The sequence below is a fragment of the Dongia rigui genome (assembly GCF_034044635.1).
GTDB lineage: Bacteria > Pseudomonadota > Alphaproteobacteria > Dongiales > Dongiaceae > Dongia > Dongia rigui.
Genome location: NZ_JAXCLX010000002.1, coordinates 465,607 through 491,416 on the forward strand (window position 1 = coordinate 465,607; position 25,810 = coordinate 491,416).

23 protein-coding genes are annotated in these 25,810 nt (G+C 61.6%); 10 read left to right on the forward strand and 13 right to left on the reverse strand.

Translation table 11 applies throughout. The features are described 5' to 3' along the window. The first annotated feature begins 1 nt into the window (after position 1). The gene (locus tag SMD31_RS13655; protein WP_320501452.1) at positions 2 to 436 is read left to right on the forward strand and encodes a hypothetical protein; all 435 of its coding nucleotides are present in this window, start codon (positions 2 to 4) and stop codon (positions 434 to 436) included. A 51-nt stretch (positions 437 to 487) separates the two neighbouring features. Here the strand turns inward: SMD31_RS13655 and topA are convergent, their stop codons facing one another. From topA to SMD31_RS13690, 7 genes are all read right to left on the reverse strand, one after another. Beyond that, a complete protein-coding gene (gene topA, locus SMD31_RS13660; protein ID WP_320501453.1) occupies positions 488 to 3,250 on the reverse strand; it encodes a type I DNA topoisomerase in 2,763 nt (920 codons plus the stop codon). Between the two features lie 78 nt (positions 3,251 to 3,328). Beyond that, entirely contained in the window at positions 3,329 to 4,468 is a 1,140-nt protein-coding gene (gene dprA / locus SMD31_RS13665) for a DNA-processing protein DprA (protein ID WP_320501454.1), read from the reverse strand. Between the two features lie 65 nt (positions 4,469 to 4,533). After that, a complete protein-coding gene (plsY, locus tag SMD31_RS13670; protein ID WP_407652147.1) occupies positions 4,534 to 5,148 on the reverse strand; it encodes a glycerol-3-phosphate 1-O-acyltransferase PlsY in 615 nt (204 codons plus the stop codon). Continuing rightward, on the reverse strand, positions 5,145 to 6,482 hold the full coding sequence (locus SMD31_RS13675; RefSeq protein ID WP_320501456.1) for a dihydroorotase: 1,338 nt from the start codon (positions 6,480 to 6,482) through the stop codon (positions 5,145 to 5,147). The genes plsY and SMD31_RS13675 overlap by 4 nt, the downstream gene beginning before the upstream one ends. Next, on the reverse strand, positions 6,479 to 7,444 hold the full coding sequence (locus tag SMD31_RS13680) for an aspartate carbamoyltransferase catalytic subunit (protein ID WP_320501457.1): 966 nt from the start codon (positions 7,442 to 7,444) through the stop codon (positions 6,479 to 6,481). Before SMD31_RS13680 ends, SMD31_RS13675 begins: the two co-directional genes overlap by 4 nt. A 92-nt stretch (positions 7,445 to 7,536) precedes the next feature. Then, positions 7,537 to 8,754 (reverse strand): CaiB/BaiF CoA transferase family protein, encoded by a 1,218-nt coding sequence (locus tag SMD31_RS13685; protein ID WP_320501458.1) that lies wholly within the window; start codon positions 8,752 to 8,754, stop codon positions 7,537 to 7,539. Positions 8,755 to 8,843: 89 nt separating this feature from the next. Then, positions 8,844 to 9,473: a helix-turn-helix transcriptional regulator gene (locus SMD31_RS13690; RefSeq protein WP_320501459.1), complete on the reverse strand. Its 630-nt coding sequence runs from the start codon at positions 9,471 to 9,473 to the stop codon at positions 8,844 to 8,846. Between the two features lie 74 nt (positions 9,474 to 9,547). Between SMD31_RS13690 and SMD31_RS13695 the strand changes: the two genes are divergently transcribed. The 5 genes from SMD31_RS13695 to SMD31_RS13715 all read left to right on the forward strand — a co-directional run bounded on the left by SMD31_RS13695 (position 9,548) and on the right by SMD31_RS13715 (position 15,563). Then, positions 9,548 to 10,966, forward strand: a complete 1,419-nt coding sequence (locus SMD31_RS13695; RefSeq protein WP_320501460.1) for an MFS transporter — start codon at positions 9,548 to 9,550, stop codon at positions 10,964 to 10,966. Between the two features lie 106 nt (positions 10,967 to 11,072). Beyond that, positions 11,073 to 11,606, forward strand: coding sequence for a flavin reductase family protein (locus SMD31_RS13700; RefSeq protein ID WP_320501461.1), 534 nt, complete (start codon positions 11,073 to 11,075; stop codon positions 11,604 to 11,606). A gap of 40 nt (positions 11,607 to 11,646) precedes the next feature. Beyond that, positions 11,647 to 13,710, forward strand: coding sequence for an oxidoreductase (locus SMD31_RS13705; protein WP_320501462.1), 2,064 nt, complete (start codon positions 11,647 to 11,649; stop codon positions 13,708 to 13,710). Next, complete coding sequence (gene ruvX, locus SMD31_RS13710) at positions 13,707 to 14,168, forward strand: Holliday junction resolvase RuvX (RefSeq protein WP_320501463.1); 462 nt, start codon at positions 13,707 to 13,709, stop codon at positions 14,166 to 14,168. The genes SMD31_RS13705 and ruvX overlap by 4 nt, the downstream gene beginning before the upstream one ends. 93 nt (positions 14,169 to 14,261) lie before the next feature. Continuing rightward, the gene (locus SMD31_RS13715; RefSeq protein ID WP_320501464.1) at positions 14,262 to 15,563 is read left to right on the forward strand and encodes an esterase-like activity of phytase family protein; all 1,302 of its coding nucleotides are present in this window, start codon (positions 14,262 to 14,264) and stop codon (positions 15,561 to 15,563) included. Between the two features lie 73 nt (positions 15,564 to 15,636). Here SMD31_RS13715 and SMD31_RS13720 read toward each other — a convergent pair whose 3' ends face one another. The 3 genes from SMD31_RS13720 to SMD31_RS13730 are packed head-to-tail and all read right to left on the reverse strand — an operon-like array spanning position 15,637 to position 18,535. Next, positions 15,637 to 17,007, reverse strand: a complete 1,371-nt coding sequence (locus SMD31_RS13720; RefSeq protein ID WP_320501465.1) for an aspartate aminotransferase family protein — start codon at positions 17,005 to 17,007, stop codon at positions 15,637 to 15,639. 52 nt (positions 17,008 to 17,059) lie between these two features. Beyond that, a complete protein-coding gene (locus tag SMD31_RS13725) occupies positions 17,060 to 17,182 on the reverse strand; it encodes a hypothetical protein (protein WP_320501466.1) in 123 nt (40 codons plus the stop codon). Between the two features lie 3 nt (positions 17,183 to 17,185). Continuing rightward, positions 17,186 to 18,535 carry a glutamine synthetase family protein gene (locus SMD31_RS13730; RefSeq protein WP_320501467.1) on the reverse strand — a complete coding sequence of 450 codons (1,350 nt, stop codon included), beginning with the start codon at positions 18,533 to 18,535 and terminating at the stop codon, positions 17,186 to 17,188. A gap of 187 nt (positions 18,536 to 18,722) precedes the next feature. Between SMD31_RS13730 and SMD31_RS13735 the strand changes: the two genes are divergently transcribed. Continuing rightward, positions 18,723 to 19,151 (forward strand): VOC family protein, encoded by a 429-nt coding sequence (locus SMD31_RS13735; protein ID WP_320501468.1) that lies wholly within the window; start codon positions 18,723 to 18,725, stop codon positions 19,149 to 19,151. A gap of 75 nt (positions 19,152 to 19,226) precedes the next feature. Here the strand turns inward: SMD31_RS13735 and ald are convergent, their stop codons facing one another. Continuing rightward, positions 19,227 to 20,345 carry an alanine dehydrogenase gene (ald, locus tag SMD31_RS13740; RefSeq protein WP_320501469.1) on the reverse strand — a complete coding sequence of 373 codons (1,119 nt, stop codon included), beginning with the start codon at positions 20,343 to 20,345 and terminating at the stop codon, positions 19,227 to 19,229. A 69-nt stretch (positions 20,346 to 20,414) separates the two neighbouring features. Then, positions 20,415 to 21,767, reverse strand: a complete 1,353-nt coding sequence (locus SMD31_RS13745; RefSeq protein WP_320501470.1) for an aspartate aminotransferase family protein — start codon at positions 21,765 to 21,767, stop codon at positions 20,415 to 20,417. A gap of 223 nt (positions 21,768 to 21,990) precedes the next feature. Here SMD31_RS13745 and SMD31_RS13750 point away from each other — a divergent pair, with 223 nt between their 5' ends. From SMD31_RS13750 to SMD31_RS13760, 3 genes are all read left to right on the forward strand, one after another. Beyond that, the gene (locus tag SMD31_RS13750; RefSeq protein WP_320501471.1) at positions 21,991 to 22,551 is read left to right on the forward strand and encodes a cupin domain-containing protein; all 561 of its coding nucleotides are present in this window, start codon (positions 21,991 to 21,993) and stop codon (positions 22,549 to 22,551) included. A gap of 181 nt (positions 22,552 to 22,732) precedes the next feature. Further along, positions 22,733 to 23,617, forward strand: a complete 885-nt coding sequence (locus tag SMD31_RS13755; protein WP_320501472.1) for a tetratricopeptide repeat protein — start codon at positions 22,733 to 22,735, stop codon at positions 23,615 to 23,617. After that, positions 23,605 to 24,441, forward strand: coding sequence for a tetratricopeptide repeat protein (locus SMD31_RS13760; RefSeq protein ID WP_320501473.1), 837 nt, complete (start codon positions 23,605 to 23,607; stop codon positions 24,439 to 24,441). The genes SMD31_RS13755 and SMD31_RS13760 overlap by 13 nt, the downstream gene beginning before the upstream one ends. A 10-nt stretch (positions 24,442 to 24,451) precedes the next feature. On the opposite strand, the gene SMD31_RS13765 is transcribed toward SMD31_RS13760, so the two are convergent. Further along, positions 24,452 to 25,552 carry a mandelate racemase/muconate lactonizing enzyme family protein gene (locus tag SMD31_RS13765; RefSeq protein WP_320501474.1) on the reverse strand — a complete coding sequence of 367 codons (1,101 nt, stop codon included), beginning with the start codon at positions 25,550 to 25,552 and terminating at the stop codon, positions 24,452 to 24,454. Positions 25,553 to 25,810 lie beyond the last annotated feature (258 nt).

Sequence of the window (25,810 nt, forward strand, 5' to 3'; positions counted from 1 at the left end):
CATGTCGACTTATTCCATGCGCGGCCTGTGGCTCGGCGCGGCGATCCTCGTTGCCTCGAGCCTGCCGGCCTTTGCCGATTCAACCGTCAATGTCGATCTGACCGGCGATGCCGGGGACAAGATGGGCATGAAGCTCGACCATGATTCCGTTCCGGCCGGCAAGGTCACCTTCGTCGTCAAGAACGATGCCATGGCCACCAACCACGAAATGGTCGTGATCAAGCTGAAGCACAAGAACGACAAGATCCCGATGCTCAAAGGCAAGCATCGCGTCGACGAGGATAAGCTGAAGTCGATGGGTGAGGTCGAAGACCTGGAGCCGGGCAAGACCGGCGAGATGAGCGCCGATCTGAAGGCCGGCGACTATCTCCTGCTGTGCAACCTCAAGGGCCATTACGAGGCCGGCATGATGTCGTATTTCACGGTGACGAAGTAACGCGACCGCGTCGCTCCGCCCTTGCCGTTTACGGCGAGGGCGGAATGCGCGTTAGGATGCCTTCTTCGCCGCTTTCTTGACGGCTTTCTTGGCCGTCTTTTTTGCGGCGGTTTTGGTGGCGACTTTCTTGGCCGGCTTTGCTTCGCCGTCATCAGCATCAGCCGCGGCCGGTTTCTTGGCCGTCTTCTTGGCAGCGGTCTTCTTGGCTGCCGCTTTCGGGGCCGCTTTCTTCTTTCCCTTGCCGCCACCGGCGGCTTCGCGGGCGGCGATCAACTGCAGGGCTTCGTCGAGGGTGACGGCACCGGGCTCGATCGATTTGGGCAGGGTCGCATTGATGGCGCCCATTTTCACATAGGGGCCATAGCGCCCTTCATGCAGGGTGACGACATCGCCCGACGTCGGGTGTTTTCCGATCTCCTTGCCGGGCGCCGCCTGACGGCCACCGCGCCCCTTGCTCTCCTGGGACAGCAACTCGACGGCACGGTTCATGCCGATCGACAGGACGTCGTCGTCCTTGGGGATCGATTTGAATTTGCCGTCGTGATTGAGATAGGGCCCGAAACGGCCGATGCCGGCCATGATCGGTTTCTGCGTTTCAGGGTGATGACCGACAACGCGCGGCAGGCTCAAAAGCTTTTCGGCAATCTCGAGGCTGACCGCATTGGGATCGAGGTCGCGGGTCAGCGAGACGCGCTTGGGCTTCTCGCCTTCCTCGGCCTCGCCGAGTTGTACGTAGAAGCCATAGGGGCCTTTGCGCAGCGTGATGCTCTTGCCGGCCGGGTCCTTGCCGAGTTCGACGGGACCGGCGGAACCAGCCGCGATTTCCTCCTCGGTCTGCACGGCGAGCGGCTTGGTGTATTTGCATTCCGGATAGTTGTTGCAGCCGATGAAGGCGCCGTTCTTGGCCAGCTTGATGCCAAGCTCGCCGGAGCCGCAGGCGGGGCAGGCGCGCGGGCTCTTGCCGTTGCCAAGATCCGGGAAGAAATGCGGGGCGAGCGAGTCGTTGAGAACGTCGATGACGACCGATCGCGTGCCGATCCCCTTGTCGAGGAAGGCTACCGCCTCCTGCATCGAGGGCAGCTTGCCGTCGCTTTCGGATTCATCTTGATGGAGATGCGCAAAATCGTTCCAGAACTCGGCCAGGACATCCTTCCAGCGGGCGCGGCCGCCGGAAATGTCGTCGAGCTTGGTCTCGAGATCGGCGGTAAAGCCGTATTGGACATAGCGGTCGAAAAAATTGGTGAGGAAGGTCGTCACCAGCCGACCGCGATCCTCGGGGATCAGGCGCTTCTTCTCGATCTTCACATAGGCGCGGTCCTCGAGCGTCTGCAGGATCGAGGTATAGGTCGACGGCCGGCCGATGCCCAGTTCTTCCAGGCGCTTGATGAGAGACGCTTCGGAATAGCGGGGCGGGGGCTGGGTGAAATGCTGCTCCGGCTTGACGTCCTGAGACGTCACGGCATCGCCCTGCTTCAGATTGGGCAGGCGCTTGGCGCTGTCGTCATCCTCGGTCGGGTCGTCATGATCTTCCTGGTAGAGGGTCAGGAAGCCGTCGAAGGTGATGATCGAGCCGGTCGTGCGCAGGGTCTGGCGGCCATCGGCCGACACGATATCGATCGCGACCTGGTCGAGCTCGGCGCTCTCCATCTGGCTGGCCAGTGTCCGCTTCCAGATAAGGTCGTAGAGTTTCGCTTCTTCATCGCGCAGATACTTGCGCACCTGCTCGGGACGGCGGAAGAGATCGGTCGGCCGGATCGCCTCGTGGGCCTCCTGGGCGTTCTTGGCCGCACTCTTATATATACGGGGGCTGGCCGGCAGGTATTTCTGGCCGTATTGCTCGCCGATCAGCTTGCGCCCGGCGACCACGGCTTCCTGGCTGAGGTTCACGCCGTCGGTACGCATATAGGTGATGAGGCCGACCGTTTCGCCATCAAGCTCGATGCCCTCATAGAGGCGCTGGGCGATCTTCATCGTGTGGGCAGCGCCAAAGCCGAGCTTGCGCGAGGCTTCCTGCTGCAGGGTCGAGGTGATGAAGGGCGGCGACGGGTTGCGGCGGACCGATTTGCGCTCGACGGCCGCCACCTTGAAGGGGGCGCCGGCCTGGACCGCAGCGACGGCCGCCTTGGCGGCGGCTTCGTCGGCGATGTCGAATTTGTCGAGTTTCTTGCCATTGAGATGCGTCAGGCGCGCGGCAAAGCTTTGGCCATCCGGACCGGTGAAAACGGCCTCGATGGTCCAATATTCGCGGGCCTTGAACGCCTCGATCTCGGCCTCGCGCTCACAGACGATGCGCAATGCCACCGACTGGACGCGGCCGGCGGAGCGGCTGCCCGGCATCTTGCGCCACAGGATCGGGGAGAGGGTGAAGCCCACGAGGTAATCGAGTGCCCGGCGGGCGAGATAGGCGTCGACCAGTTCCTGGTCGATCTCGCGCGGGTTGGCGATGGCGTCGAGGACGGCCTTCTTGGTGATCTCATTGAAGGCCACCCGGGCCATGGGCAGCTTGGCGAGGCTCTTCTTGCCGCGCAGCTCCTCACGCAGATGCCAGGAGATGGCCTCGCCCTCGCGATCCGGATCGGTTGCGAGCAGCAGCATGTCGGCGCCGGCAGCCGCGCTGGCGATTTCCTTGATCTGCTTGGCGCCGCGACCCTCGGCGTCCCAGGTCATGGCAAAGTCCTCGTCCGGCCGGACCGAACCATCCTTGGGCGGCAGATCACGGACATGGCCGAAGCTGGCCAGGACCTTGTAATCGCTACCCAGATATTTGTTGATGGTCTTGGCCTTGGCGGGGGATTCGACGACGACGACCTTCATGGACCCGCTTTCGGGATGATATAGAAGTGGACACCAAACCGGCCGTTCAGGGTGCCGGTCCGCCGGATATATGGGTGGTCAGGCGACCTTTGCGAGCAGCGAAACCCGGTTGCCGGGATGCCGCTCCAGGCGGCCTGCCAAGTCCAATTCCAGCAGAACCATTCCCATGACGGGAGCGGAGCAATGACACTGCCGGAGCAGTTCGTCAACCTCCACAGGGCTGGGGCCCAGCAGGTTCAGGACCACAGTGCGCAAGTCTTCCGCATCATTTTCTAATTCAGATTCAATATTTTGTGCGTTTTCATTCAAGTTTTTGAAGAACGTTAAGTTTGGGCTTTTGATCCCATCTATGGCCTCCAACACCTGGGCTGCGTCCTCGACCAGCAGTGCCCCCTCGCGGATCAGGCGGTTTGTGCCACGGCAGCGGGGGTCGAGCGGGGACCCTGGAACGGCCATCACCTCGCGTCCCTGCTCGTTGGCAAAACGGGCGGTGATGAGGGAGCCGGATTTGAGCGCCGCCTCAACCACCACAGTCCCGAGGCTCAGCCCGGAGATGATCCGATTGCGCCGCGGAAAGAGCCTGGCGCCAGGTTCCGTGCCGGGCGGCATCTCGGCGACGATAAGGCCGTCGCGGGTCATGCGGTCGTAGAGATCGGCGTGCTCTGGCGGGTAGAGGACGTCCACCCCGCCGGCAAGCACCGCGATAGTGCCGCCGCTGGCCGCCAGGGCCCCGGCATGGGCTGCGCCGTCGATGCCCCGGGCAAGGCCCGAGACGACGACCACGCCGGCCGATGCCAGTTCCCGGGCCAGATCATGGGCGAAGCGGCGGCCATTGGCCGAGGCATTGCGGGCGCCCACCAGTGCCACCTGGCGCGGGCGGGTGAGGAGATCGACGCGACCGCGCAGGGTCAGGATGGCCGGCGCATCGTCGACGGCCCGCAATGGGGCAGGGTAGTCCGGCTCGATCCAGGCAAGGGCGCGCCCGCCCATTTTGGTGAGGCGCGCCAGTTCTTCTTCGGCAAGATCGAGGGGGCAGGGGCGATAGGTCCGCCGCCCACCCTTCCTGGCGAGATCCGGCAGGCGCTCGAGCGCGCGCCTGGCCGAGCCGAAGCGGTCGATCAGGCGGCGAAAGGTGACCGGCCCGACATTTTCACTGCGCGCCAGGCGCAGCCAGTCGAGGCGCTCGGAATCAGAAAGGGGGCGCAAGGTCGGTTCCATGGCGCGGAAGCCTAGGCAAGACTTACGCGGGAATCAACCATGAACAAACAACCGGAAGTACTGTTTCAGGCCTTCTTCTTACCGATGCGCGGCTCGGTGCCCTTTAGCAGGCGGCCAATGTTCTCGTGGTGCCGGATCCAGACCAGGACAGCGGCGAACGCAGCGAGGACGACCTGCGGGCCGGTCCCAAGGATATAGGCATAGAGCGGCGAGAGGGCCACGGCCACCAGGGCCGCCAGCGATGAGATGCGCAAGCCGAAGGCGACGGCCAGCCAGGTAAGGCAGGCGGCAATCCCCACCATCCAGTTCACCGCGAGCAGGGTGCCAAGCGTGGTTGCCACACCCTTGCCGCCCTTGAAGCCCAGCCAGACCGGGAACAGGTGGCCCAGCAAGGCGGCGCCGCCGGCGATGACAGCGAGCAACGGGTCGAAATGGGCCGCGATCAATGCCGCCGCGGCGCCCTTGCCGCCGTCGAGCAGCAGCGTGCCGAGGGCGAGCTTTTTGTTGCCCGTGCGCAGCACGTTGGTGGCGCCGATATTGCCGGAGCCGATATTGCGGATATCACCGAGCCCAGCCGCCTTCGTGAGCAGCAGGCCGAAGGGGATCGAGCCCAGCAGATAGCCAAGGATGATCGCGGCGGCATAAGTCCAGAGCGGCAGCTCGCTTGCGGGTTCCATCAGACCTGACCTTCTGCGGCGAAGACGAGGCGACCGTCGACGAAGGTCTTGAGGACCATGCCTTGAACGGGGCGGCCATCGTAAGGCGCGTTCTTGGACTTGCTCTTGAAGCCGGCAACGTCGATGCGGTGCGGCTTATCTAGGTTGATAAGCACCATGTCGGCCGGTGCACCCTTGGCGAGGCGCCCTTGCGGCAGCCCCAGGATCTCGGCCGGCCGGCTGGTCAGGCATTTCAGCAGATCGATCAGCGACAGCGAGCCCTTGTGATAGAGTTCCAGGCTCACCGGCAGCAAAGTCTCAAGGCCGATGATGCCGGCCGCCGCCTGCACGAAGGGCACGCGCTTGCTCTCGACATCATGCGGTGAGTGATCGCTGGCGATGCAATCGATGACACCCTCGGCCACGGCCGCAGCGATGGCGCGCCGGTCGCTCTCGGCGCGCAAGGGCGGCGAGAGCTTGGCAAAGGTGCGATAGTCGCCGATTTCGTTCTCGTTCAGCGAGAAATAGGGCGGTGCGGTGTCGCAGGTAACCCGGAGGCCCTCCAGCTTCGCCTTGCGGATGGCTTCGACGGCCGCTGCCGTCGAGACATGCGCCACGTGATAGCGGGCACCCGACATGCGCACGAGATGGAGATCGCGCTCGATCATCATCACTTCGGCACAAGGCGGAATGCCAGGCAGGCCGATGCGGGTCGCCAGTTCACCGTTGTTCATGGCACCCCCAGCCGCAAGCGCTGGTTCTTCCGGGTGTTGGACGATCAGCAGATCGAAGGTGCGCGCGTAATAGAGGGCGCGGCGCATTACCTGGGCATCGGCCACGGCATGCAGGGCATCGGTGAAACCAAGGGCGCCGAATTCCGACAGCATGCCCATTTCCACGAGGTCCTTGCCATGCAGGCCCCGCGTCAGGGCGCCATAGCAATAGATCTTGGCCCGCTTGGTCTCGCGGGCGCGGCGGGCGATGTACTCCACCCCGGAAATGTCGTCGATCACCGGATCGGTATTGGGCAGGCACACCATGCTGGTGACGCCGCCGGCGGCGGCGGCGAGGCTGCCTGTTGCGATGGTTTCCTGGTGCTCGCCGCCCGGTTCGCGCAGCTGGACGCGCATGTCGACCAGACCGGGGATCAGCACATGGCCGCCGCAATCGATCACATCGGCTTCAGCCGGCGCGTTTTGCTTCGTCACCTGCGGCCCGATGTCGACGATCACTTCATTGTCGACCAGGATACCGCCGCGTTCGTCGCGATTGGCAGCCGGGTCGACGAGGCGGGCGTTCGTCAGCAGCAGCGGCCGCGCGGTCTTTTTCTTCTCTGAATTGGTGGTGCTGGGGCTCATCGGTTCTGCCCCACGATATCGCGGGTGAGGGCGTCAAGGCAGGCCATGCGCACGGCCACACCCATTTCGACCTGCTCGCGGATGACCGAGCGGTTGATGTCGTCCGCCACCTCGGAATCGATCTCGACGCCGCGGTTCATGGGACCGGGATGCATGATGAGGGCGTTGGGTTTGGCCACCGAAAGCTTCTCGTAATCGAGGCCGAAGAAATGGAAATACTCGCGTACCGACGGCACATAGGCCCCCTGCATGCGTTCCAGCTGCAGGCGCAGCATCATGACGATATCGACATCCTTGAGGCCCTTGCGCATGTCGGTGAAGACCTCGACCCCCATGCGGTCGATATTGGAGGGCAGCAAGGTGATCGGCGCAATGACGCGGACGCGGGCGCCCATCTTGGTCAGCAGGTGAATGTTCGAGCGTGCGACACGGCTGTGCAGGATATCGCCGCAAATGGCGACCAGCAGCCCCTGCAGCTTGCCGAGGCGCCGGCGAATGGTGAGGGCGTCGAGCAGTGCCTGGGTCGGGTGCTCATGCCGGCCATCGCCGGCATTGATGACCGCACCGTCGACTTTTTGTGACAGCAGGTTGATGGCCCCGGAATCGGCGTGCCGCACGACCATGACATCGGGCCGCATGGCGTTGAGCGTCATGGCGGTGTCGAGCAGGGTCTCGCCCTTCTTGATGGACGACGTGCCGACCGACATGTTGATGACATCGGCGCCTAAGCGCTTGGCGGCCAGCTCGAAACTGGTCTGGGTTCGCGTCGAGTTCTCGAAGAAGACGTTCATGACCGTCCGGCCGCGCAAAAGCGCGCGGGCGGTCGAGTCGTCCTTCGACATGTCGGCATATCGGTTGGAAAGGTCGAGGAGCCGTTCGATTTCGGCGGCGGAAAGCCCCTCGATGCCCAGCAAATGCCTGTGGGGGAAGAAGGGGTTAGGCGTGCGTGTTTCGGCGCTCATATCGAGCGCGCATCATAGTGCCAACGACCGCCCCGTCAACGATTCTGGCAACGATTTTGCGGCGGATCCCGGACGCGGCTCTGTCCGGTCGGTCAAATGATCTTTTTCGCCCGCAACTGCCCGATCTCGTCATCGCCCATGGACAGCAGCTCGCGGAGGACCGCGTCAGTATCCTGACCGCAAGTGGGTGGCGCTAGGCGGTAGTCGACGGGGGTTTCGGAGAGCTTGATCGGGCTGCCGATCAGATCGACCTTGCCCGAGCCGGCGGCCGCGTGGGGCATTGTGATTTTCATCTCACGCGCCAGGACCTGCGGATCCTTGAAGACCTGGTCGATATTGTTGACCGGTCCCACGGGAACGCCGAGTTCGTTGAGCCCGTCGATCCAATATTGTTGTGGTTTCTTTTCGGTAAGCTCGTTGATCATCTGATAGATCAGCGTGCGGTTGCGCACGCGCGCCGGGTTGGTCGCGAAGCGCTCATCCTTGGCCCAGTCGGCCACACCGGCGAACTGGCAGAATTTCTCGAACTGGCTGTCATTGCCGACGGCCAGGATGAAGAAGCCATCCGAGCAGCGCACCACCGAATAGGGGACGATGTTGGGGTGCTCGTTCCCCAGGCGCTTTGGCACTTCGCCCGAAGTGAGATAGTGGAGGCCAATATTGGCGAGATAGCCGACCTGGGCATCGAGGAGGCTCATGTCACAGAACTGCCCGCGCCCAGAGAGCGAGCGGTGATGGAGGGCGGCGAGGATCGCCACGGTCGAATAGATGCCGCAGACGATGTCGGTGATCGCCACGCCGACCTTCGTCGGCTGGCCGCCGGGGTCGCCGGTGACACTCATGATGCCGCCCATGCCCTGGGCGAGGAAATCGTAGCCGGCGAGCGGCGCATAGGGCCCGGTCTGGCCGAAGCCCGTGATCGAACAATAGATGAGGCGCGGGAAGTCGTACTTGATCTGCTCATAGGAAAGGCCATAGCGCGCCATGTCGCCGACCTTGAAATTCTCGACGAAGATGTCGGAACGCGCGATCAATCGCTTGGCGATTTCCTGGCCCTCGGGCTTTGCGACATCGAGTGTCACCGAGCGCTTGTTGCGATTGATGGAGAGATAATAGCCGCTTTCGTGGGTGTCCTTGCCGTCCGGCCCCTTGACGAAAGGCGGTCCCCATTTGCGCGTGTCGTCGCCGGCGCCGGGGCGTTCGATCTTGATCACGTCAGCGCCGAGATCGCCCAGAATCTGCGTCGCCGTCGGTCCGGCGAGAATGCGGCTCAAATCGAATACGCGAATACCGGCGAGCGGTCCTGACATGAATATCCCCGACAGTGATTTTTGGGTCAGTGATCTTTGTGGTCAATGTCGGGGGCAGCGCCCGCAAAAGCAAGCCGGAAGTGGATCCGTCAGCGGCGCGAGACGACGCGATAGGCGCAACAACGATCGCCGCCCAGCATGTGCTGGATGCGGGTCACCTGCGCGTCCTTGCCCATCACGTCCTGGAAAAGTTTGAGTTCGGCACCGCAGAGGCCGGAACAGGCCTTGGCGGCCTGCGCGATGGGGCAATGGTTTTCCGTCATGAGCCAAGCGCCATCGGTGTCCTGGCGGCATTCGGCCATGTAACCATCGATCCGCCTCAGATCGGTCAGGCGCTGAACACGCTCAGCGATCGACCCACCCTTGCCCAAAGCGGCGCGATAGCGCTGCAATTGCTGTTCTTCACGCGCGGCCAGGATCGATGCCAGGCCAGCATCGCCATGGGCGACGACGATGGCCGCCAGAAGTTCGCTGGCAAGGTCGCGGTGACGGTCGTCGAAATGGGCGTGTCCCTGGTCGCTCAGAGACCACAGGCGCTTTGGGCGCCCCACGGCCTGGCGTCGATCTTCGAATGTGACGAGGCCGGCCGCGCACAGGCGATTGAGGTGTTGGCGCGCGCCGACCGCCGTCATGTCGAGATGACGACCGACAACCGATGCGGTGAGGGCGCCTTCCGCCTTCAGCACCTCGAGCACGCGCGTGGGACCGAAATCTGCCATGGCTTCAAAATATCGCGCCGCTTTCATTTTAGAAAGCATTTACTTTTCATATTGCCGCGCCTAGGGTCCGCGCCATGACCGCCCTCGACACCATTCCAGCAGACAATCCGCCGCGACTTCTGCAGCGCGCCAACATCGCGCCGCTGGCCCTGGTCAATCTGGGCGTCGGTCTGCATGCGGTGATCTGGTATCTCGCCTCGACGGCGATGCCCACCGCCATCAAGGAGGTGGGCGGCGCCGAATATCTGAGTTGGGTCGGCAGCCTGTTCCTGATGACCACCATTGTCGGCGGCTCCGTCACGGCGATGCTGAAAGGGCATTTCGGTGCGCGCAACGCGATGCTGGGTGCCGGCACCGTCGTCATGATCGGCGGCCTGGTCTCGGCGGCGGCGCCGGGCGTCGAACTCATTCTTGCCGGCCGCGCCATCCAGGGGTTGGGCGAGGGCGTGCTGATCGCCCTTTCTTATGTCATCACGCGCGAGTTGTTCGACAACCGCCTGGTGCCAAGGGTCTTCGGTACCCTGGCGGCGACCTGGGGCGGTGCCGTATTCCTCGGCCCGCTGATCGGCGGCGTGTTGACCGAGGCCTTCTCCTGGCGCGTGGCCTTTCTGGGGGCGGCGCTGTTGCCTCTGCCAATGCAGGCGCTGGCCTTCATGATCCTGCGCGATCCTCACGCGCGCATCTTTGTCGGCAAGCCGCCGCTGTTGCGGGTGACGCTGCTGGCAGCCGGCGTCATCGGCATCGCCGTCGCGGATCGACTGGGCAATGCGCTTCTGGGCGGTGCAGCGATTGCCGCGGGAATTGCAGCTGTGGCGCTGGCGTTGAAGATTGACCGGCGGGCGGCCAGCCATCTTATCACCACGGTGTTCCCGAGCCTGCGCCACCGCGTGTCGCTGGGCCTCTGGGTTCTCATCCTCATGCCGATGGGCGAGGCGGGTGTCGTCGTCTACGCGCCCTACCTATTGCAGCTCGATCGCGGGTTGGCACCGACCTGGGCGGGCTATATCGGTGCCATTCATGCACTGACATGGTCCCTGTCGGCGCTCTGCGTCGCTTCGCTGCCACCCCGTTGGCATGGGCTTGCCATCATCAGCGGTCCAGTAACTTTGGCGGTTGGCATGGCATTGCTGGGGATCGGGCTTGCCGGCAGCCCATTGACCCTGGTCGCTGCGGCGCTTGCTTTGGTCGGGATCGGGTTTGGCATATCCCATTCCTTCATCAATCAGCGCATCATGGCGGCGGCCCCCGAGGGGCAGGAGGATGCGACGGCGACGGCCATTCCGACATTGGAATGCCTTGGCGGCGCCATCGGCGCGGCGGCTTCAGGGCTGGTGGGGAATGCGGCGGGATTTGGCGGGTCGTTGACCCCGGAGGTCGTACAAATGGGCTCGATCGGCGTCTTCGGCGGCGGAGCTCTCATCGTCCTCATTGGAGTCGTGGCCGCTGGGCTGTTCCTGCGCTCGGCATCCCCCGTGGTTGATAGAAAAAATTGATCCAAACCTTCAACGAATTCGATTTCCTAAATACCTTCCCCTACGGCAGACTGTCGCACATGATCGATTTCACCGTTAAGGAATCGCCATGGGAAGGATTGCGTTAATGGCCACGGTCAAGGTCGAAAGCAGCAATGAGCCGCTCGAAAGCGTCGACACCGACGCTTTCGTAGGTGCCATGCGCGTGCAGGCGGCCGCGGTCAATCTGGTGACCTCGAACGGGCCCGGCGGCCGCACCGGCGTCACCGTCAGTGCCATGACATCCGTGTCGGCCGAGCCGCCTTTGCTTCTGGCCTGCGTCAACCGCCGCAGTCCATCGGTCGCCATCATCCGGCAAAACGGTGTCTTCTGCATTAACGCCTTGTCGGCGGAACAGAGCGAGCTTGCCAATACCTTTGCCGGCCGGCCGAGCAGCGGCGAGCCTTTCGATTTTGCCGCGGCGGATTGGATCAACATCACCACCGCGGCACCGGCCCTGGTCGATGCCGTCGCCAATCTCGATTGTGTGATCCACGATATCGTCGAGGCCGGATCGCATACCATTTTCATCGGCCGTGTCGTCGGTGCGTCACATCGCAATGTGAAGCCGTTGGTTTATTGCGACCGCACCTATCTCGCTCCCGGCCCGCTCGAAGACTGATCGCGGCGCTTCGCGATCCCCAACCCAAGGCAACGCACCAATGGCGCGCGACCCGCGTTACGATATCCTGTTCGAGCCGGTGAAGATCGGTCCCGTCACAACGAAGAACCGCTTCTACCAAGTGCCGCATTGCAATGGCCAAGGCTATCGCGACCCATCGGCGGTCGCGAAGATGCGCGGCAACAAGGCGGCAGGCGGCTGGGGTGTGCTCTGCACCGAACAGGCGGAAATCCACCACACGTCGGAGATCACGCCGTTCATCGAATTGCGGCTCTGGGACGACCGCGATATCCCGCAGCTCCAGAAGATGAGCGACGCGATCCATGCCGAAAATGCCTTGGCCGGGATCGAACTGGCGTATAACGGGCCGAACGGCTCCAACCTCTATACTCGCGAAGTCCCGTTGGGGCCGTCGCATCTCCCGATCGCGACCTTTTATTACGATCCCGTGCAGGCACGGGCGATGGATCTTTCCGACATCAAGAATCTGCGTCGCTGGCACAAGAATGCGGCGATCCGGGCCAAACGCGCCGGTTTCGACATCATCTATGTCTATGCCGCGCACGGTTTCTCGATCATCCAGCATTTCCTGTCGCGGCGCTTCAACACGCGCAGCGATGAGTATGGCGGCAGCCTTGAGAACCGGATGCGCCTGCTGCGCGAGATCACCGAGGATACGAAGGATGCCGTCGGTGATACCGCAGCGGTCGCTGTCCGCATCGCCGTCGACGAGCTGATGGGCGAGAGCGGTTTGCACAAAGCCGAGATCGAGGATGTGATCGGCCGCATGGCTGAAACGCCGGACCTCTGGGACGTGACCCTCTCCGACTGGGGCAATGATTCCCGTACCTCGCGCTTTACCGAGGAAGCGGCCGAAGAAGAGTTCGTGCGCGGCATCAAGAAACTGACGACCCGGCCGGTCGTTGGCGTCGGCCGCTTCACCTCGCCCGACCTGATGGTGCGCCAAGTCAAGAGCGGCATTCTCGATCTCATCGGCGCGGCGCGGCCCTCGATTGCCGACCCGTTCCTGCCCAACAAGATCGATGAGGGCCGCATCGACGACATTCGCGAATGCATCGGCTGCAACATCTGCGTTTCGGGCGATATGACCATGTCGCCCAGCCGCTGCACGCAAAACCCGGCAATGGGCGAAGAATGGCGGAAAGGTTGGCATCCGGAGTTCATTCGGTCGCGCGAAAGCGAAGCCCGCGTGCTGGTGGTGGGCGGCGGCCCGGCCGGGCTGGAGGCGGCACGCGCGCTGGGGCAACGTGGATATGAGGTGGCTCTGGCTGAGGCAGGCACGGAACTTGGCGGCCGCGTCGCGCGTGAATGCCGCTTGCCGACCCTGAGTGCGTGGGGGCGCGTGCGCGACTGGCGCGTCGGACAGATCAACAAGATGCCGAATGTCAGCGTCTATCTCGACAGCAAGCTTGATGCCGATCAGGTGCTGGAATTCGGCTTTGACCATATCGTGGTGGCGACAGGCAGTTCCTGGCGGAGAGATGGCGTCGCGCACTACCATCTGGCAGCGCTGCCCAATGCCGGCATGCCAACGCTGACGCCGGATGACCTGATGGCCGGCACCAGGCCGAAGGGCAAGCATGTCGTGCTCTTTGACGACGACCATTATTACATGGGCGGAATCTGCGCGGAGCTGCTGGTCAAGGCCGGGCATCACGTGACGTTCGTGACGCCTGCCGCCGAGGTTTCAACCTGGACACGCAATACGCTGGAGCAGGATAAGATCCAGGCCAAGCTCATCAATATGGGCGTCGATGTCATCGTCAGCCATGCGGTGGCCACTGCCCAGGCCGGTGGCGTTGAACTGGCCTGCACCTTTACCGGCAGGAAGAAGGCGTTGACCTGCGACGATCTTGTGCTCGTGGCCTCGCGCCTGCCGCAGGACCAGCTCTATCTCGATCTCAAGGCGCGAGAAACGGATTGGGGCGACATCAAGACCGTTCGCGGCATCGGCGATTGCTGGGCGCCATCGACCATAGCGGCCGCCGTCTATGCCGGGCGTCGCTATGCCGAAGAATTCGATGCGCCGGATATCGGCGACGCCGTGCCGTTCAAGCGTGAACTTGCGGAACTGCTGCCGTGATCATCCCCGCGCTGCAGGATCTTGCCCGGGAATTGCCGCGTGGGCAGCGGTTGATGGGGATCGATCTTGGCGACAAGACCATCGGCATCGCGGTTGGCGACCCCGGGCACATGATCGCGACGCCGGTGACCACGATCCGGCGCAAGAAGTTCACCGAGGATGCGCAGGTTCTGCTGAAGCTGATTGACGATCGGCAGGTTGGCGGGCTGGTCATCGGATGGCCGCTCAACATGGATGGATCGGAAGGACCGCGCTGCCAATCGGTGAAGCAGTTCGCCAACAACATGGCCAAGCTGCGCGATCTGCCGATGACATTCTGGGATGAGCGGCTTTCCACGGTCGCTGTGACACGCGACATGATCGCGGCCGATCTCAGCCGGGGCAAGCGTGCCAAGGTTGTGGACCAATCGGCGGCCGCCTTCATCCTACAAGGGGCACTCGACAGCTTGAAACGGTGAGCTGTCTTCACAGATTAACGTGACAGTCGCCGTTTTGTCATATCTCGTTGTTACGCGGGTCCTTGTTTGACAATTCTGACAGGGAGCTTGCTCATGACAAGGTTTGCGCGCCGATTTGGCATGGTATCGTTGTTCACCCTGATGCTGACCGGCATCGCCCAGGCGGAGGGACCCGAAATATTTACCAGCGACGATCCGGCCCTGCCCTTGGGTACCGTCAAGACGGGGGCCAAGGAACTGAAGCTCAGCCGCGGCATCGGCAGTGCGCTTTTTCACATGAAGGGCGATCCCGACAATGTCTTCTATTCGGTGACCGATCGCGGTCCCAACATCGATTGCGCGGAAGCCGAGGAACTGACAGGCGCTGACGTCAACAAGATGTGCGCCGGCGACGAAAAGGCGAAGATCTTCCCGCAACCGGATTTCGTGCCCTCGATCCAGCGGGTCGAGCTTGGCACGGACGGCAAGTTCACCATCAAGGAACTGATCAACATCTCTGACGCGAGCGGCAAGCCGATCTCGGGCCTGCCCAATCCGCTGAAGGGCGCCAAGACCGAACATGCCTTCGACAAGGACGGCAAGGCGGTCGATTTCGATCCCAATGGCCTCGATACCGAGGGCCTGGTGCGGATGAGCGATGGCAGCTTCTGGCTGTCCGACGAATATGCGCCGAGCCTCGTGCATGTCGCGGCCGACGGCAAGATCATCGAGCGTCTGGTACCGCAGGGCCTGGAAGGCGATTTCTCTGCTGCCACCTACAAGGTCAGGGGCACGCTGCCGGCAATCCTCGCCAAGCGTCAGCTCAACCGCGGCATGGAAGGTGTGGCCATCTCGCCGGATGAGAAGTTCATCTACGGCCTGATGCAGAACCCGCTCGCCAATCCGGATGCCGACGCTTTCAAGAAGGCGAACGCGACACGCATCCTCAAGGTCGATACCGCGACGGGCAAGCCGGTCGGCGAGTTCGTCTACCAGCTTGATGCGCATACCACCTTCAAGAACGACAAGAAGGCGGAGAAGCAATCCGACGTGCGTCTCTCCGAAATCACGGCGGTGGGCCAGGACAAGCTGGTCATTCTGGAGCGCATCGCCAAGACCACCAAGCTGCATCTGGTCGATCTTGCCACCGGCACCGACATCCTCGGCACGTCGTGGGACGATCCCAAGACCAGCCCCAGCCTGGAACAGGCTGATCTCGCCGCCGCCGGTGTCACACCACTCACCAAGACCTTGTGGTTCGACAGCAGCGATCACGAAGGAATTCCGGCGAAGGTCGAGGGCGTCGCCATCATTGCCCCGGACACGCTCGTCATCATCAATGACGATGATTTCGGCATCGACGGCAAGAGCAAGACGCAGATCGTGCGCCTGAAGCTCGCCTTGCCGTCGATGTAAAACCGACACCGAGATCGCGGACAAAGAAAAACCCGCCCGACTGGAATGTCGGGCGGGTTTCGTTTTGGAAGAATTAGAGACCGACGTCCTTGGCGGTGGCGTCGAGGGCGATCTTGGCGAGTTTCATGAACTCGTCGATATGGCCCTTGGTCCACATCAAGGGCGGCGAAAGCAGCATGGTATCGCGTGTCGCCCGCATGATGAGGTTGTTCTTCACGCAGTGATCGCGGCAGATCGTACCGACCTTGCCGACTGGCTCGAAGGTCTTGTGGGTCTTCTTGTCCTTCACCAATTCGATGGCGCCGACGAGGCCCATCGAGCGCACTTCACCGACCAGCGGATGATCCTTGAACTCCTCCAGACGCTTGGCGAGATAGGGGCCGGTCTCGTCATGGGCGGTCTCGACCATCTTCTCTTCGCGGATGATGCGGATGTTCTCGATTGCCACCGCACAGGAAACCGGGTGGCCGGAATAGGTGAAGCCGTGGTTGAAGTCGCCGAACGAGTTCAGCACCTCGGCAACCCGGTCAGCGACCATGATGGCCGAGAGCGGCATGTAGCCGGAGGTGAGGCCCTTGGCGAGGGTCATGAAGTCGGCTTCGATCTGGAAGGGTTCGGAAGCGAACATGTAGCCGGTACGGCCGAACCCGCAGATGACCTCATCGGCAATCAGCAGCAGATCGTACTTCTTGCAGATCTTCTGGACTTCCGGCCAATAGGTCGACGGCGGAATGATGACGCCGCCGGCACCCTGGATCGGTTCGCCGATGAAGGCAGCGACGTTCTCGGCGCCAAGCTCGAGGATCTTGTCTTCGAGCAGCTTGGCGGCAGCCAGGCCGAATTCCTCCGGCGTCTGCGATCCGCCATCGCCATACCAGTATGGCTGCTTGATGTGCGCATGGCCGGGCAGCGGCAGATCGGCCAGTTCGTGCATGTAGTTCATGCCGCCAAGGCTCGCTGCCACCATGGTCGAGCCGTGATAGCCATTCCAGCGGCTGATGATGGTCTTCTTCTTCGGTTGCTTCTTGAGGTTCCAGTAGGTGCGGACCATGCGCACGATGGTGTCGTTCGCGTCCGAGCCCGAGAGGCCGTAGAACACATGATTGAACTGCTTCGGCGTCATCTCGACGAGGAGCTTGGAAAGCTCGGCGACCGGCGGATGTGTCGTCTTGAAGAAGGTGTTGTAATAGGGCAGTTCGAGAAGCTGGGCATGCGCCACATCGGCAATCGACTTGCGGCCATAGCCGATGTTGACGCACCAGAGACCGGCGAAGGCATCGAGAATCTTGTTACCATCCGAATCGAACAGATAGGTGCCTTCGGCCTTGGTGATGACCTTGGCGCCGATGCGGCCGAGCTCGGCATGATCGGTGAAGGGGTGGAGATGCTTGCGGTCCTGCGCTTGCCACTCGGCAGTGCTGTTGCGCTTAGCTGATGCTGTCATGATGAATTCCTCGATGTGATTGGTTGATGTCGAAGGGTAAGGACATCACCGGTCACGGATTGAAATTCACCCGCGCTGTCAGGATGAGGATCTCCTTGCGCCGGGAAAACCGGCTCACTGCCGCCTCGACCGAGGCGGCAGTGCTGATCATAACTTTGCCAGTCTTGTTGTTCATTCTTTAGACATTGAGCAGAAGATGCTCGCGTTCCCACGAGCTGATGACGTTTTGATAGGCCTCAAGCTCGGCCATCTTGACGATCCACAGCGCCTTGATGAACTTTTCACCCAGGAGCGGGCGGATCGGCTTACAGGCCATGAATCGCTGCAAGGCCTCCTGCGCCGTCTTCGGTAACGTATGCGCCATGCGATAGGCGCTGCCCGTGATCTGGTTGGTGGGCTTCAGTCGCTCGGTCATGCCCAGATAACCAGCAACGAGCGAGGCCGCCATGGCGAGGTAGGGGTTGGCATCGGCGCCGGCAAGGCGGTTTTCGATACGACGGCCCGGACCACTGGATACCGGCACGCGCAGGCCGCAGGAGCGGTTGTCGACACCCCACTGCACGTTGATGGGCGCGTCGAACTGCGGGCGCAGGCGGCGATAGGAGTTGACGTTGGGCGCCAGCATCGGGATGAGCAGTGGCAGGTATTTCTGCAGGCCGGCGACATGTGCCCGGAACAGGGCGGAATCGCGGCCCTTCGAATCAGCAAACAGTGTCTTGCCTGTGCGCTTCTCGACCACCGATTGGTGGATATGCATCGAACTGCCGGGCTGATTGGCCAGGGGCTTCGACATGAAGGTGGCATAGATGCCGTGCTTCATCGCCGCCTGACGCACCGTGCGTTTGAAGAGGAACGCCTGGTCGGCGAGTTCCAGCGGGTTGCCGTGGTTGAAGTTGATCTCCATCTGCGCCGAGCCGGATTCGTGGACCAGCGTGTCGACGTCGATCTCGGAGCGTTCGCAGTAATCGTAAACGTCCTCGAAGATGTGGTCGAAGTCATTGACCGCATCGATGCCGTAAGCCTGGCTGCCGGTCTCTGCACGGCCGGACTTGCCGATTGGCGGCAACAACGGCAGATCGGGGTCGGTGTTGACCTGCACCAGATAGAATTCAAGCTCAGGTGCCACGATCGGCTTCCAGCCCTTGTCGTCGTAGAGCTCCAGCACACGCTTCAGCACGTAGCGCGACGCATGTTCGACCGGCTTGTCGTTGACGTCGAAACAGTCGTGAATGACCTGCGCGGTCGGGTCGTTGTACCAGGGCACGACACGGATGGTGTTGGGGTCCGGGCGCAGATAGACGTCCGGATCCTGGAAGGAGCCGATATCGTCTTCGTCGATATCCGGGTAATCGCCGGTGACGGTCTGAAGGAAGACGGAGCTGGGCAGGCGCAGGCCGTCATCGCGCACGCCTTTCATGAACTTGGTCGCAGGCAGGATCTTGCCGCGCGGGATGCCGTTCATGTCGGGGACGAGGCATTCAACCTCATCCACTTTCCGTTCACTAATCCAATCGTCTAAATACTTCATGATAAAGAACCATATATGGCAAATGTGATGGTCGGATATGACCTTTGGCGCCAGTCAGAAAAACCAGCAATGCGAGGCAGAAACTAGCCCAAACCGGGCATTTTGTCCAAGCCGGGCCGCCATGCGTGCCGCGCAACGCCGGAACTGTATGATAACTGTCCATTTGTGAAGGAAGACAGCGATGTCAATGAAGCCGCGAGTTAGTCTCGTGACACTGGGTGTTGGGGATCTCGCACGCGCGAGACGCTTTTATGAAACGGGGTTGGGATGGAAGGTCTCAGGCGCCAGCAATGAGCATGTCGTCTTCATCCAGCTGGGAGGCGGCGTCGCCCTCGGCCTCTTCGGCCGCAGCGCACTGGCCGAGGACGCGCATCTTGCGGATGCCGGCACCGGGTTCAGCGGCATCACCTTGGCGCAGAATCTCGAGTCGAAGGAAGCCGTGGACAGAGCCATGGACCTGGCCGTCGCGGCCGGCGCCACAGTGCTGAAAAAGCCGCAGGATGTCTTCTGGGGCGGCTATTCCGGCTATTTCGCCGATCCGGAGGGGCATGTCTGGGAACTGGCGTGGAACCCGTTCTTTCCCTTGAGCGATGACGGCGGCATCACGCTGAGCTGAAAATGAAAACGGCGGGGCCATGCGGTCCCGCCGTTTTCGATCCTTGCGGCCCAGTTCTTGAAGGTTGGGGCCGTCTTAGAGGCCGAGGGCTTCCGCCGCCGGCACGTACTTTTTCTTCAGATCGTCGGCGACTGCCTTGTAGGTCACCTTGCCTTCATGGACGTTGAGGCCGTTCATGAGATGCGGATCATCGCCCAGCGCCTTCTTGGCGCCCTTGTCGGCCAATGCCAAAGCGAAGGGCAGGGTGGCGTTGTTGAGCGCAAAGGTCGAGGTGCGGCTGAGGCCACCCGGCATGTTGGCGACGCAGTAATGGATGACGCCGTCGACATTGTAGACCGGATCGGCGTGCGTGGTGGCCTTCGAGGTTTCGAAGCAGCCGCCCTGATCGATGGCGATGTCGACCACGACCGAACCCGGACGCATCTGCTTGATCATCTTGCGGCTGACCAGCTTGGGTGCGGCAGCGCCCGGCACCAGGACGGCGCCGATGACGAGGTCGGCACTGGTCACATGCTCTTCGATCGCATCGAGGGTCGAATAGCAGGTCTGGACCTTGCTGCCGAAAATCTCGTCGAGCTGACGCAGACGGTCGACCGAGCGGTCGATGACCGTGACATTGGCTTCCATGCCCATCGCCATGCGGATCGCGTTGGTGCCCGAGACGCCGCCGCCGATGACGACGACTTTGCCCGGCAGCACGCCCGGCACGCCGCCCAGCAGGATGCCGGCGCCACCCTGGGCCTTTTCCAGATAATGTGCACCGACCTGGACCGACATGCGGCCAGCGACTTCCGACATCGGCGCCAGCAGCGGCAGGCCGCCGCGTGGGCTGGTGATGGTTTCATAGGCGATGGCGGTGCAGCCCGACTTGATCAGGCCTTCGGTCTGAACCGGGTCCGGCGCCAGATGCAGATAGGTGTAAAGGATCTGGCCCTTGCGGAGCATCTTCGTCTCCTTGGGCTGCGGCTCCTTCACCTTCACAATCATCTCGGCCTTGGCGAAGACGTCTTCGGCCGATTTGGCGATCGTGGCGCCCGCCGCCTTATAGGCGCGGTCATCCAGGCCGATTCCGTCGCCGGCACCGGTCTCGATCAGCACCTTGTGGCCGTGATGGACGAGTTCGCGCACGCTGGCAGGCACCAGGCCGACGCGGTACTCGTGGTTTTTGATTTCCTTAGGAACGCCGATAAGCATGGGTCTTCTCCAATAAGAAACGCACCGGCCGGCCCGTTTCGGGGTCCCGCCGGTGCGTCAGATGCTTTGTTAGTCGAGGGATTTCAGGACGTCAGCCATGATCGAGACGGCCTGGTCGATATGGCTCTTCTCGACGATGAAGGGCGGCGACATGGCGATGATGTCGCCGGTGACGCGGATCAGCATGCCCTTCTCATAAGCCTTCAAGAAGGCGTCGAAGGCACGGGCACCTGGCTTGCCAGGGCGCGATTCCAACTCGATCGCGCCGATGAGGCCGACATTCCGAAGGTCGGTGACGTGCTTGGTGCCTTTGAGGCTGTGGATCGCATTCTCCCAATAGGGGGCGAGATCCTTCACGCGGTCGAACAGGCCCTCGTTCTTGTAGATGTCGAGGACGGCAAGACCCGCGGCGCAGGCCACTGGATGGGCCGAGTAGGTATAGCCGTGGAAGAGTTCGATCGCGTTCTCGGCGGCCGAGTTGCAGAAGGTGTCGTAGACGTCCTTCGACACAATGACGCCGCCCATCGGGATCGCGCCGTTGGTCAGGCCCTTGGCGCAGGTGATCATGTCCGGTGTCACGCCGAAATAGTCGGCGCCGAAATTGGTGCCGAGGCGGCCAAAGCCGGTGATGACTTCGTCGAAAATCAGCAGGATGCCGTGCTTGGTGCAGATCTCGCGCAGCTTCTCGAGATAGCCCTTCGGCGGAATGAGCACGCCTGTCGAGCCGGCGACCGGTTCGACGATGACGGCGGCGATGGAACTGGCGTCATGAAGGGCCACCAGGCGCTCCAGGTCGTCGGCCAAATGCGCGCCCCAGCCCGGCTGGTTCTTCGAATAGGCCATTTCCTTGGGATTGTAGGTATGCGGCAGGTGATCGACGCCACCGAGCGCAGTGCCAAACCACTTGCGGTTATTGACCATGCCGCCCACAGAGATGCCGCCGAAGCCGACACCATGATAACCGCGCTCGCGGCCGATGAGGCGCGTGCGGGTGCCCTGGCCCTTGGCGCGCTGATAGGCCAAGGCCATCTTCAGCGCGGTATCGACCGATTCCGAGCCAGAATTGGTGAAGAAGACGTGGTCGAGGCCGGTTGGGGCGAGGGCGGCGACACGCGACGCCAGCTCGAAGGCGGCCGGATGGCCCATCTGGAAGGGCGGGGAGTAGTCCATCTCGACGATCTGGCGCGAAACCGCTTCGGAGATTTCCTTGCGGCCGTGGCCGGCATTGACGCACCACAGGCCGGCCGTGGCGTCGAGGACCTTCTTGCCTTCGATGTTGGTGAAGTGCATTCCCTCGGCCTTCACGAACAGGCGCGGGTTGGCCTTGAAGTGCCGGTTCGAGGTGAACGGCATGAAGAAGGCTTCGAGATTGTTCGGTGACGCCTTGAACTGGGTCGCTTCGAACGACTTGCGGTCGGACATGGCTGGTATTCCTTCAGCTTTGCCGGCGCCCTCCCCGGGGCCGGACCGGATGGATGGGCGGACATTATCACGCTAAAGAAAATAAACAAGCGGCAGGCAAGGCGATTCAATTGGCACAAAGTTTTGGGCTAAAAACGTTGATTCTGTGAATCGTGTGATTAATATACTTATCAGTGGAGCTTTTCTGTTAAGCTTGCTGTGTTAAATCCCGCCGGAGGCATGGATGGACGAGAACCACGGATTCGACCTTGGCGCGCGGCTGAAGGCGCTGCGGGAATCACATGACCTGTCGCAGCGGGAACTCGCAAAGCGGGCCGGCGTCTCCAACGCGATCATTTCGATGATCGAGCAGAATCGGTCGTCGCCCTCGGTCGGCATGCTGAAGAAGCTGCTCGACGGCTTTCCCATGAGTCTCGCCGAGTTCTTTGCCGACGATCTCAAGCCCCGGCCGCAGATATTTTTCGCCGCCACCGAACTGGTCGAGCTGGCGGGCGGGCCGGTGTCCTATCGCCAGATCGGGCGGGATATGACCGGCAAGGCGATCCAGCTGATGCACGAGCACTATCAGGTCGGCGCCGACACCGGCGCCCAGATGCTGAGCCATGAGGCTGAGGAAGGCGGCGTCGTCATCCGGGGGAAGCTCGAGGTGACGGTCGGCGATCAGGTGCGCGTGCTGGGGCCCGGCGATGCCTATTATTTCGACAGCCGCACCCCGCATCGATTTCGCAATGTCGGCAGTGACGAATGCGAGGTTGTGACAGCGAACTCCCCGCCAAGTTTTTAGCCACCCCGGCGGGACCGGGGATAGATCGAAGCAAATCCGAACGCAATGAAAGATAGCGTTTCCTCCACTTCGCGCTATCAGATATTGCGCCCGTCGCGATCCTCGCATAGGCTGCACCAGCTTCCAAATGCGTCTTAGACGGATCGTGCAACTAATTGCTTCGCAGAGAAATCTCTCCGAGATGTCCATCGGCAGCAAGTTCTGCGCGGTTGCTTTGATCGCCACCGATCTACATGCGCAGAGCAACATGAAAAAATACGCCAGAATCTTCGTCAGCGGACTGTTTCTCTTGTCGACCGCGGAACTCGCTCTGACGATCAGCGCCGTTCCAGCGTTCGCCGACGCGATGGCGGATGCAAGACAAGCTTACAACAACAAAGATTACGCGGCAGCTATGGCGCTGCTGATGCCACTTGCAGAGGAGGGTAATGCGGCCGCGCAGTTCAGAGTTGGCCTCCTCTACAAAAATGGATTGGGCGTAGCGCAGGATTATCGGGTCGCGGCGGATTGGTTCAAGAAGGCAACAGACCTTGGCAACGAGGACGCTCAGTACACCTTAGGCAATCTCTACATTGACGGTCTCGGTGTAGAGAAGGACTACGCGACGGCGTACAAACTTCTGCGGCCCATTGCCGATCGGGGCGCCGCAGATGCACAGACATCCATCGGTCTATTGTATTTCGATGGGAGAGGTGTGCCTCGCGACAAAGCGGAAGCGGCAAAATGGTATCGGTTGGCGGCGGATCAGGGATATGCCCGGGCACAACACAGCCTTGGCATACTTTATGACGAAGGCGATGGTTTCACCCAAGACTATGCCGAGGCAATGAAATGGTACATGGCCGCGGCAAAGCAGAACTTCGGCCTTTCTCAATCGAACATCGCATTTCTCTATCAAAATGGTCGCGGCGTTAAGCAAGACTATATCGAGGCCAAGAAGTGGTTTCTGTTGGCCATCAAAAATGACGACAGAAGAGCTGCGCAGTGGGATAAGGATCTGTCCGCCAAAATGACTCTGGAGCAAATCGCTGAAGCGGAAAAGCGAGCTGAAGAATGGCGCCCTTGATCCGGCGGAGCGAACCCTTTCACATTCTGTCGCGCCTGATGTGGGGCATACTTTGCGTGGCGATTTGGCTATGGCCGTTAGTCGCTTTGGCAGATCAGCTTGAAGATGGGCGCCAAGCACTCTCTGACAAGGATTATCAAAAGGCGTGGGAACTGTTGCTGCCGCTGGCCGAACAAGGGAATGCAGGTGCGCAGAATACGATTGGCCGGATGTACCAGCATGGTGATGGTGTCGCGCAAGACTACGAAGAGGCGGCAGATTGGTATGCCAAGTCAGCCGCGCAAGGATATGAAGGCGGACAGTACAATCTCGGCACGCTTTATCTCGATGGGCTCGGCGTTCCGCGCGATTATGTCAAGGCGCGCGAACTGCTATTGCCGCTGGCCGAGAAAGGCGATTCAGATGCACAGACGAGTATCGGCTGGCTCTACGGCGACGGTTTGGGCGTTCCTCTCGACATGGAGCAGGCTCTTTATTGGTATCGGAAGGCTGCAGCACAGAACAACGCTATCGCCGAACAGGGGCTGGGCTACTTTTACGCCTATGGCAAGGGTGTTCTGAAAGACGACTCCATAGCCATGGACTGGTATCTGAAATCGGCTAACAAGCTTTACGCGCCAGCCATGGCAGCGCTTGGCAATCATTATCGCGACGGGCGCGGTGTTGCGATTGATCCGATCGAGGCGAAGAAGTGGTATCTTCTTGCGGTTGCCAATGGCAGCCATTCGGCCCGCGACGACGACGAGGCAATGACCAAGGTTCTTAGCGAGGCGCAATTGCGCGAAGCAAAGGCTAGGGCCGACAGCTGGAAGCCGCAGCCCTAGCCGAGACGGGTCAGAGTTCGCTCTTCTGGTACTGCGCCTTTTCCAGCCAGTCCTTGCGGATCTCGACGCCCCAGCCCGGCCCTTCGGGGATCTGGACCTTGCCGTCTTTGGCCACGAGCACGGGATCGAACAGTCCGGGTTCCCACGGATAGTAATCTGTGCCCTCGATCGAATATTCGACATAGGGCCCGGCGTTTTCGATAGCGCCCATCAGGTGCAGGGTGAAGACGGTGACCAGCGACTGGTTGGCCGAATGCGGTGTAACGGGGAGGCCGGCCTTCTTGGCCATTTCGACAACCTTGAGCGTGCGGTTGATGCCGCCGATATAGCAGACGTCCGGCTGCACGACGTCGACCGCACGCATGTCGATGGCAAAGCGCCACAGTGCCAAATCGCAATCCTGCTCGCCGCCGGTGACGTCGAGGTCGAGCGCCTCTTTCACTTCCTTGGTCCAGTGGTATTCCCAATAGGGGCAGGGCTCTTCGAAATGGATGATGCCGTTGTCCTGCAGCATCCTGCCCACTTCGATTGCCTTCTTCGGGGTATAGCCGCTGTTGCCATCGACCAGGAGGCGGACGTCGTCGCCCAAAGTCTTGCGGATGAGGGGCACGATCTCGTCCGTGCGGCCTGGCCACTCGTCCTGGTCATGACCGCATTCCTTGCCGACCCTGAATTTGAAGGCGTTATAACCGTGCTTCTCGCGCAGCTTGATGAAGCGCGCCGCTTCGTCCTTGGGCGTGATCTCGCCACGCTTCATGCTGGAGGCGTAGACGGGGAAGGGGCGCGGCTTGCCGCCCAGCAATTCGCAGACGGATTTTTCCTCGATTTTGCCCCGGAGATCCCAAAGCGCGGTGTCGAGCCCGGTCAGGGCCCGCATCAGATAAGAACCGGGAAACTTATGTTCACGTTCCGGGATGGTGGTGACCAGCGTCTCGATATCGAACGCATCCGCGCCCAGGGCATAGCGCGCCACCTGGCGATGGAAGACCTGGCAGGTAATGTCGGCGTTGTAATTCGATACCTGTCCCCAGCCCTGGTGTCCGTCGTCGGTTGTGACGCGAACAAAGCCGACGGCTTGGTTGGTGAAGGTTTCCAGGCTTTTGATTTTCATAGCAGTGCGATCCCCCCTCAGCGGCGCGAAATGCGGCGGCAAATCTAGTTGCTGACTCAGGTATCGGCAATCGGGCAGGGGACCCATCAAGCCATGACAGTTTCGTGACGGAATGGACGAGCTCGATCGTGCTAGACTGGCCCAAAGGATGAGAATTCGTTGGGCCTAGAACGGTCCAATGGCCCAGCCTATGAGTGCTATAGGTCCGGCACTGCTTGCGGGTACTTCGCGCCTGCGGTAAAACCGTGCCCCAGATCA

Bases quoted from the DNA above. Each gene is read 5' to 3' on its own strand.
- SMD31_RS13695 (WP_320501460.1), top strand. From the start codon at position 9,548: ATGACCGCCCTCGACACCATTCCAGCAGACAATCCGCCGCGACTTCTG.
- SMD31_RS13700 (WP_320501461.1), top strand. From the start codon at position 11,073: ATGGCCACGGTCAAGGTCGAAAGCAGCAATGAGCCGCTCGAAAGCGTC.
- ald (WP_320501469.1), bottom strand. From the start codon at position 20,345: ATGCTTATCGGCGTTCCTAAGGAAATCAAAAACCACGAGTACCGCGTC.
- SMD31_RS13705 (WP_320501462.1), top strand. From the start codon at position 11,647: ATGGCGCGCGACCCGCGTTACGATATCCTGTTCGAGCCGGTGAAGATC.
- SMD31_RS13735 (WP_320501468.1), top strand. From the start codon at position 18,723: ATGAAGCCGCGAGTTAGTCTCGTGACACTGGGTGTTGGGGATCTCGCA.
- SMD31_RS13745 (WP_320501470.1), bottom strand. From the start codon at position 21,767: ATGTCCGACCGCAAGTCGTTCGAAGCGACCCAGTTCAAGGCGTCACCG.
- SMD31_RS13765 (WP_320501474.1), bottom strand. From the start codon at position 25,552: ATGAAAATCAAAAGCCTGGAAACCTTCACCAACCAAGCCGTCGGCTTT.
- SMD31_RS13715 (WP_320501464.1), top strand. From the start codon at position 14,262: ATGACAAGGTTTGCGCGCCGATTTGGCATGGTATCGTTGTTCACCCTG.
- topA (WP_320501453.1), bottom strand. From the start codon at position 3,250: ATGAAGGTCGTCGTCGTCGAATCCCCCGCCAAGGCCAAGACCATCAAC.
- dprA (WP_320501454.1), bottom strand. From the start codon at position 4,468: ATGGAACCGACCTTGCGCCCCCTTTCTGATTCCGAGCGCCTCGACTGG.
- SMD31_RS13655 (WP_320501452.1), top strand. From the start codon at position 2: ATGTCGACTTATTCCATGCGCGGCCTGTGGCTCGGCGCGGCGATCCTC.
- SMD31_RS13720 (WP_320501465.1), bottom strand. From the start codon at position 17,007: ATGACAGCATCAGCTAAGCGCAACAGCACTGCCGAGTGGCAAGCGCAG.
- SMD31_RS13760 (WP_320501473.1), top strand. From the start codon at position 23,605: ATGGCGCCCTTGATCCGGCGGAGCGAACCCTTTCACATTCTGTCGCGC.
- SMD31_RS13690 (WP_320501459.1), bottom strand. From the start codon at position 9,473: ATGGCAGATTTCGGTCCCACGCGCGTGCTCGAGGTGCTGAAGGCGGAA.
- SMD31_RS13730 (WP_320501467.1), bottom strand. From the start codon at position 18,535: ATGAAGTATTTAGACGATTGGATTAGTGAACGGAAAGTGGATGAGGTT.
- SMD31_RS13685 (WP_320501458.1), bottom strand. From the start codon at position 8,754: ATGTCAGGACCGCTCGCCGGTATTCGCGTATTCGATTTGAGCCGCATT.
- SMD31_RS13755 (WP_320501472.1), top strand. From the start codon at position 22,733: ATGTCCATCGGCAGCAAGTTCTGCGCGGTTGCTTTGATCGCCACCGAT.
- SMD31_RS13725 (WP_320501466.1), bottom strand. From the start codon at position 17,182: ATGAACAACAAGACTGGCAAAGTTATGATCAGCACTGCCGCCTCGGTC.
- SMD31_RS13750 (WP_320501471.1), top strand. From the start codon at position 21,991: ATGGACGAGAACCACGGATTCGACCTTGGCGCGCGGCTGAAGGCGCTG.
- SMD31_RS13680 (WP_320501457.1), bottom strand. From the start codon at position 7,444: ATGAGCGCCGAAACACGCACGCCTAACCCCTTCTTCCCCCACAGGCAT.
- SMD31_RS13675 (WP_320501456.1), bottom strand. From the start codon at position 6,482: ATGAGCCCCAGCACCACCAATTCAGAGAAGAAAAAGACCGCGCGGCCG.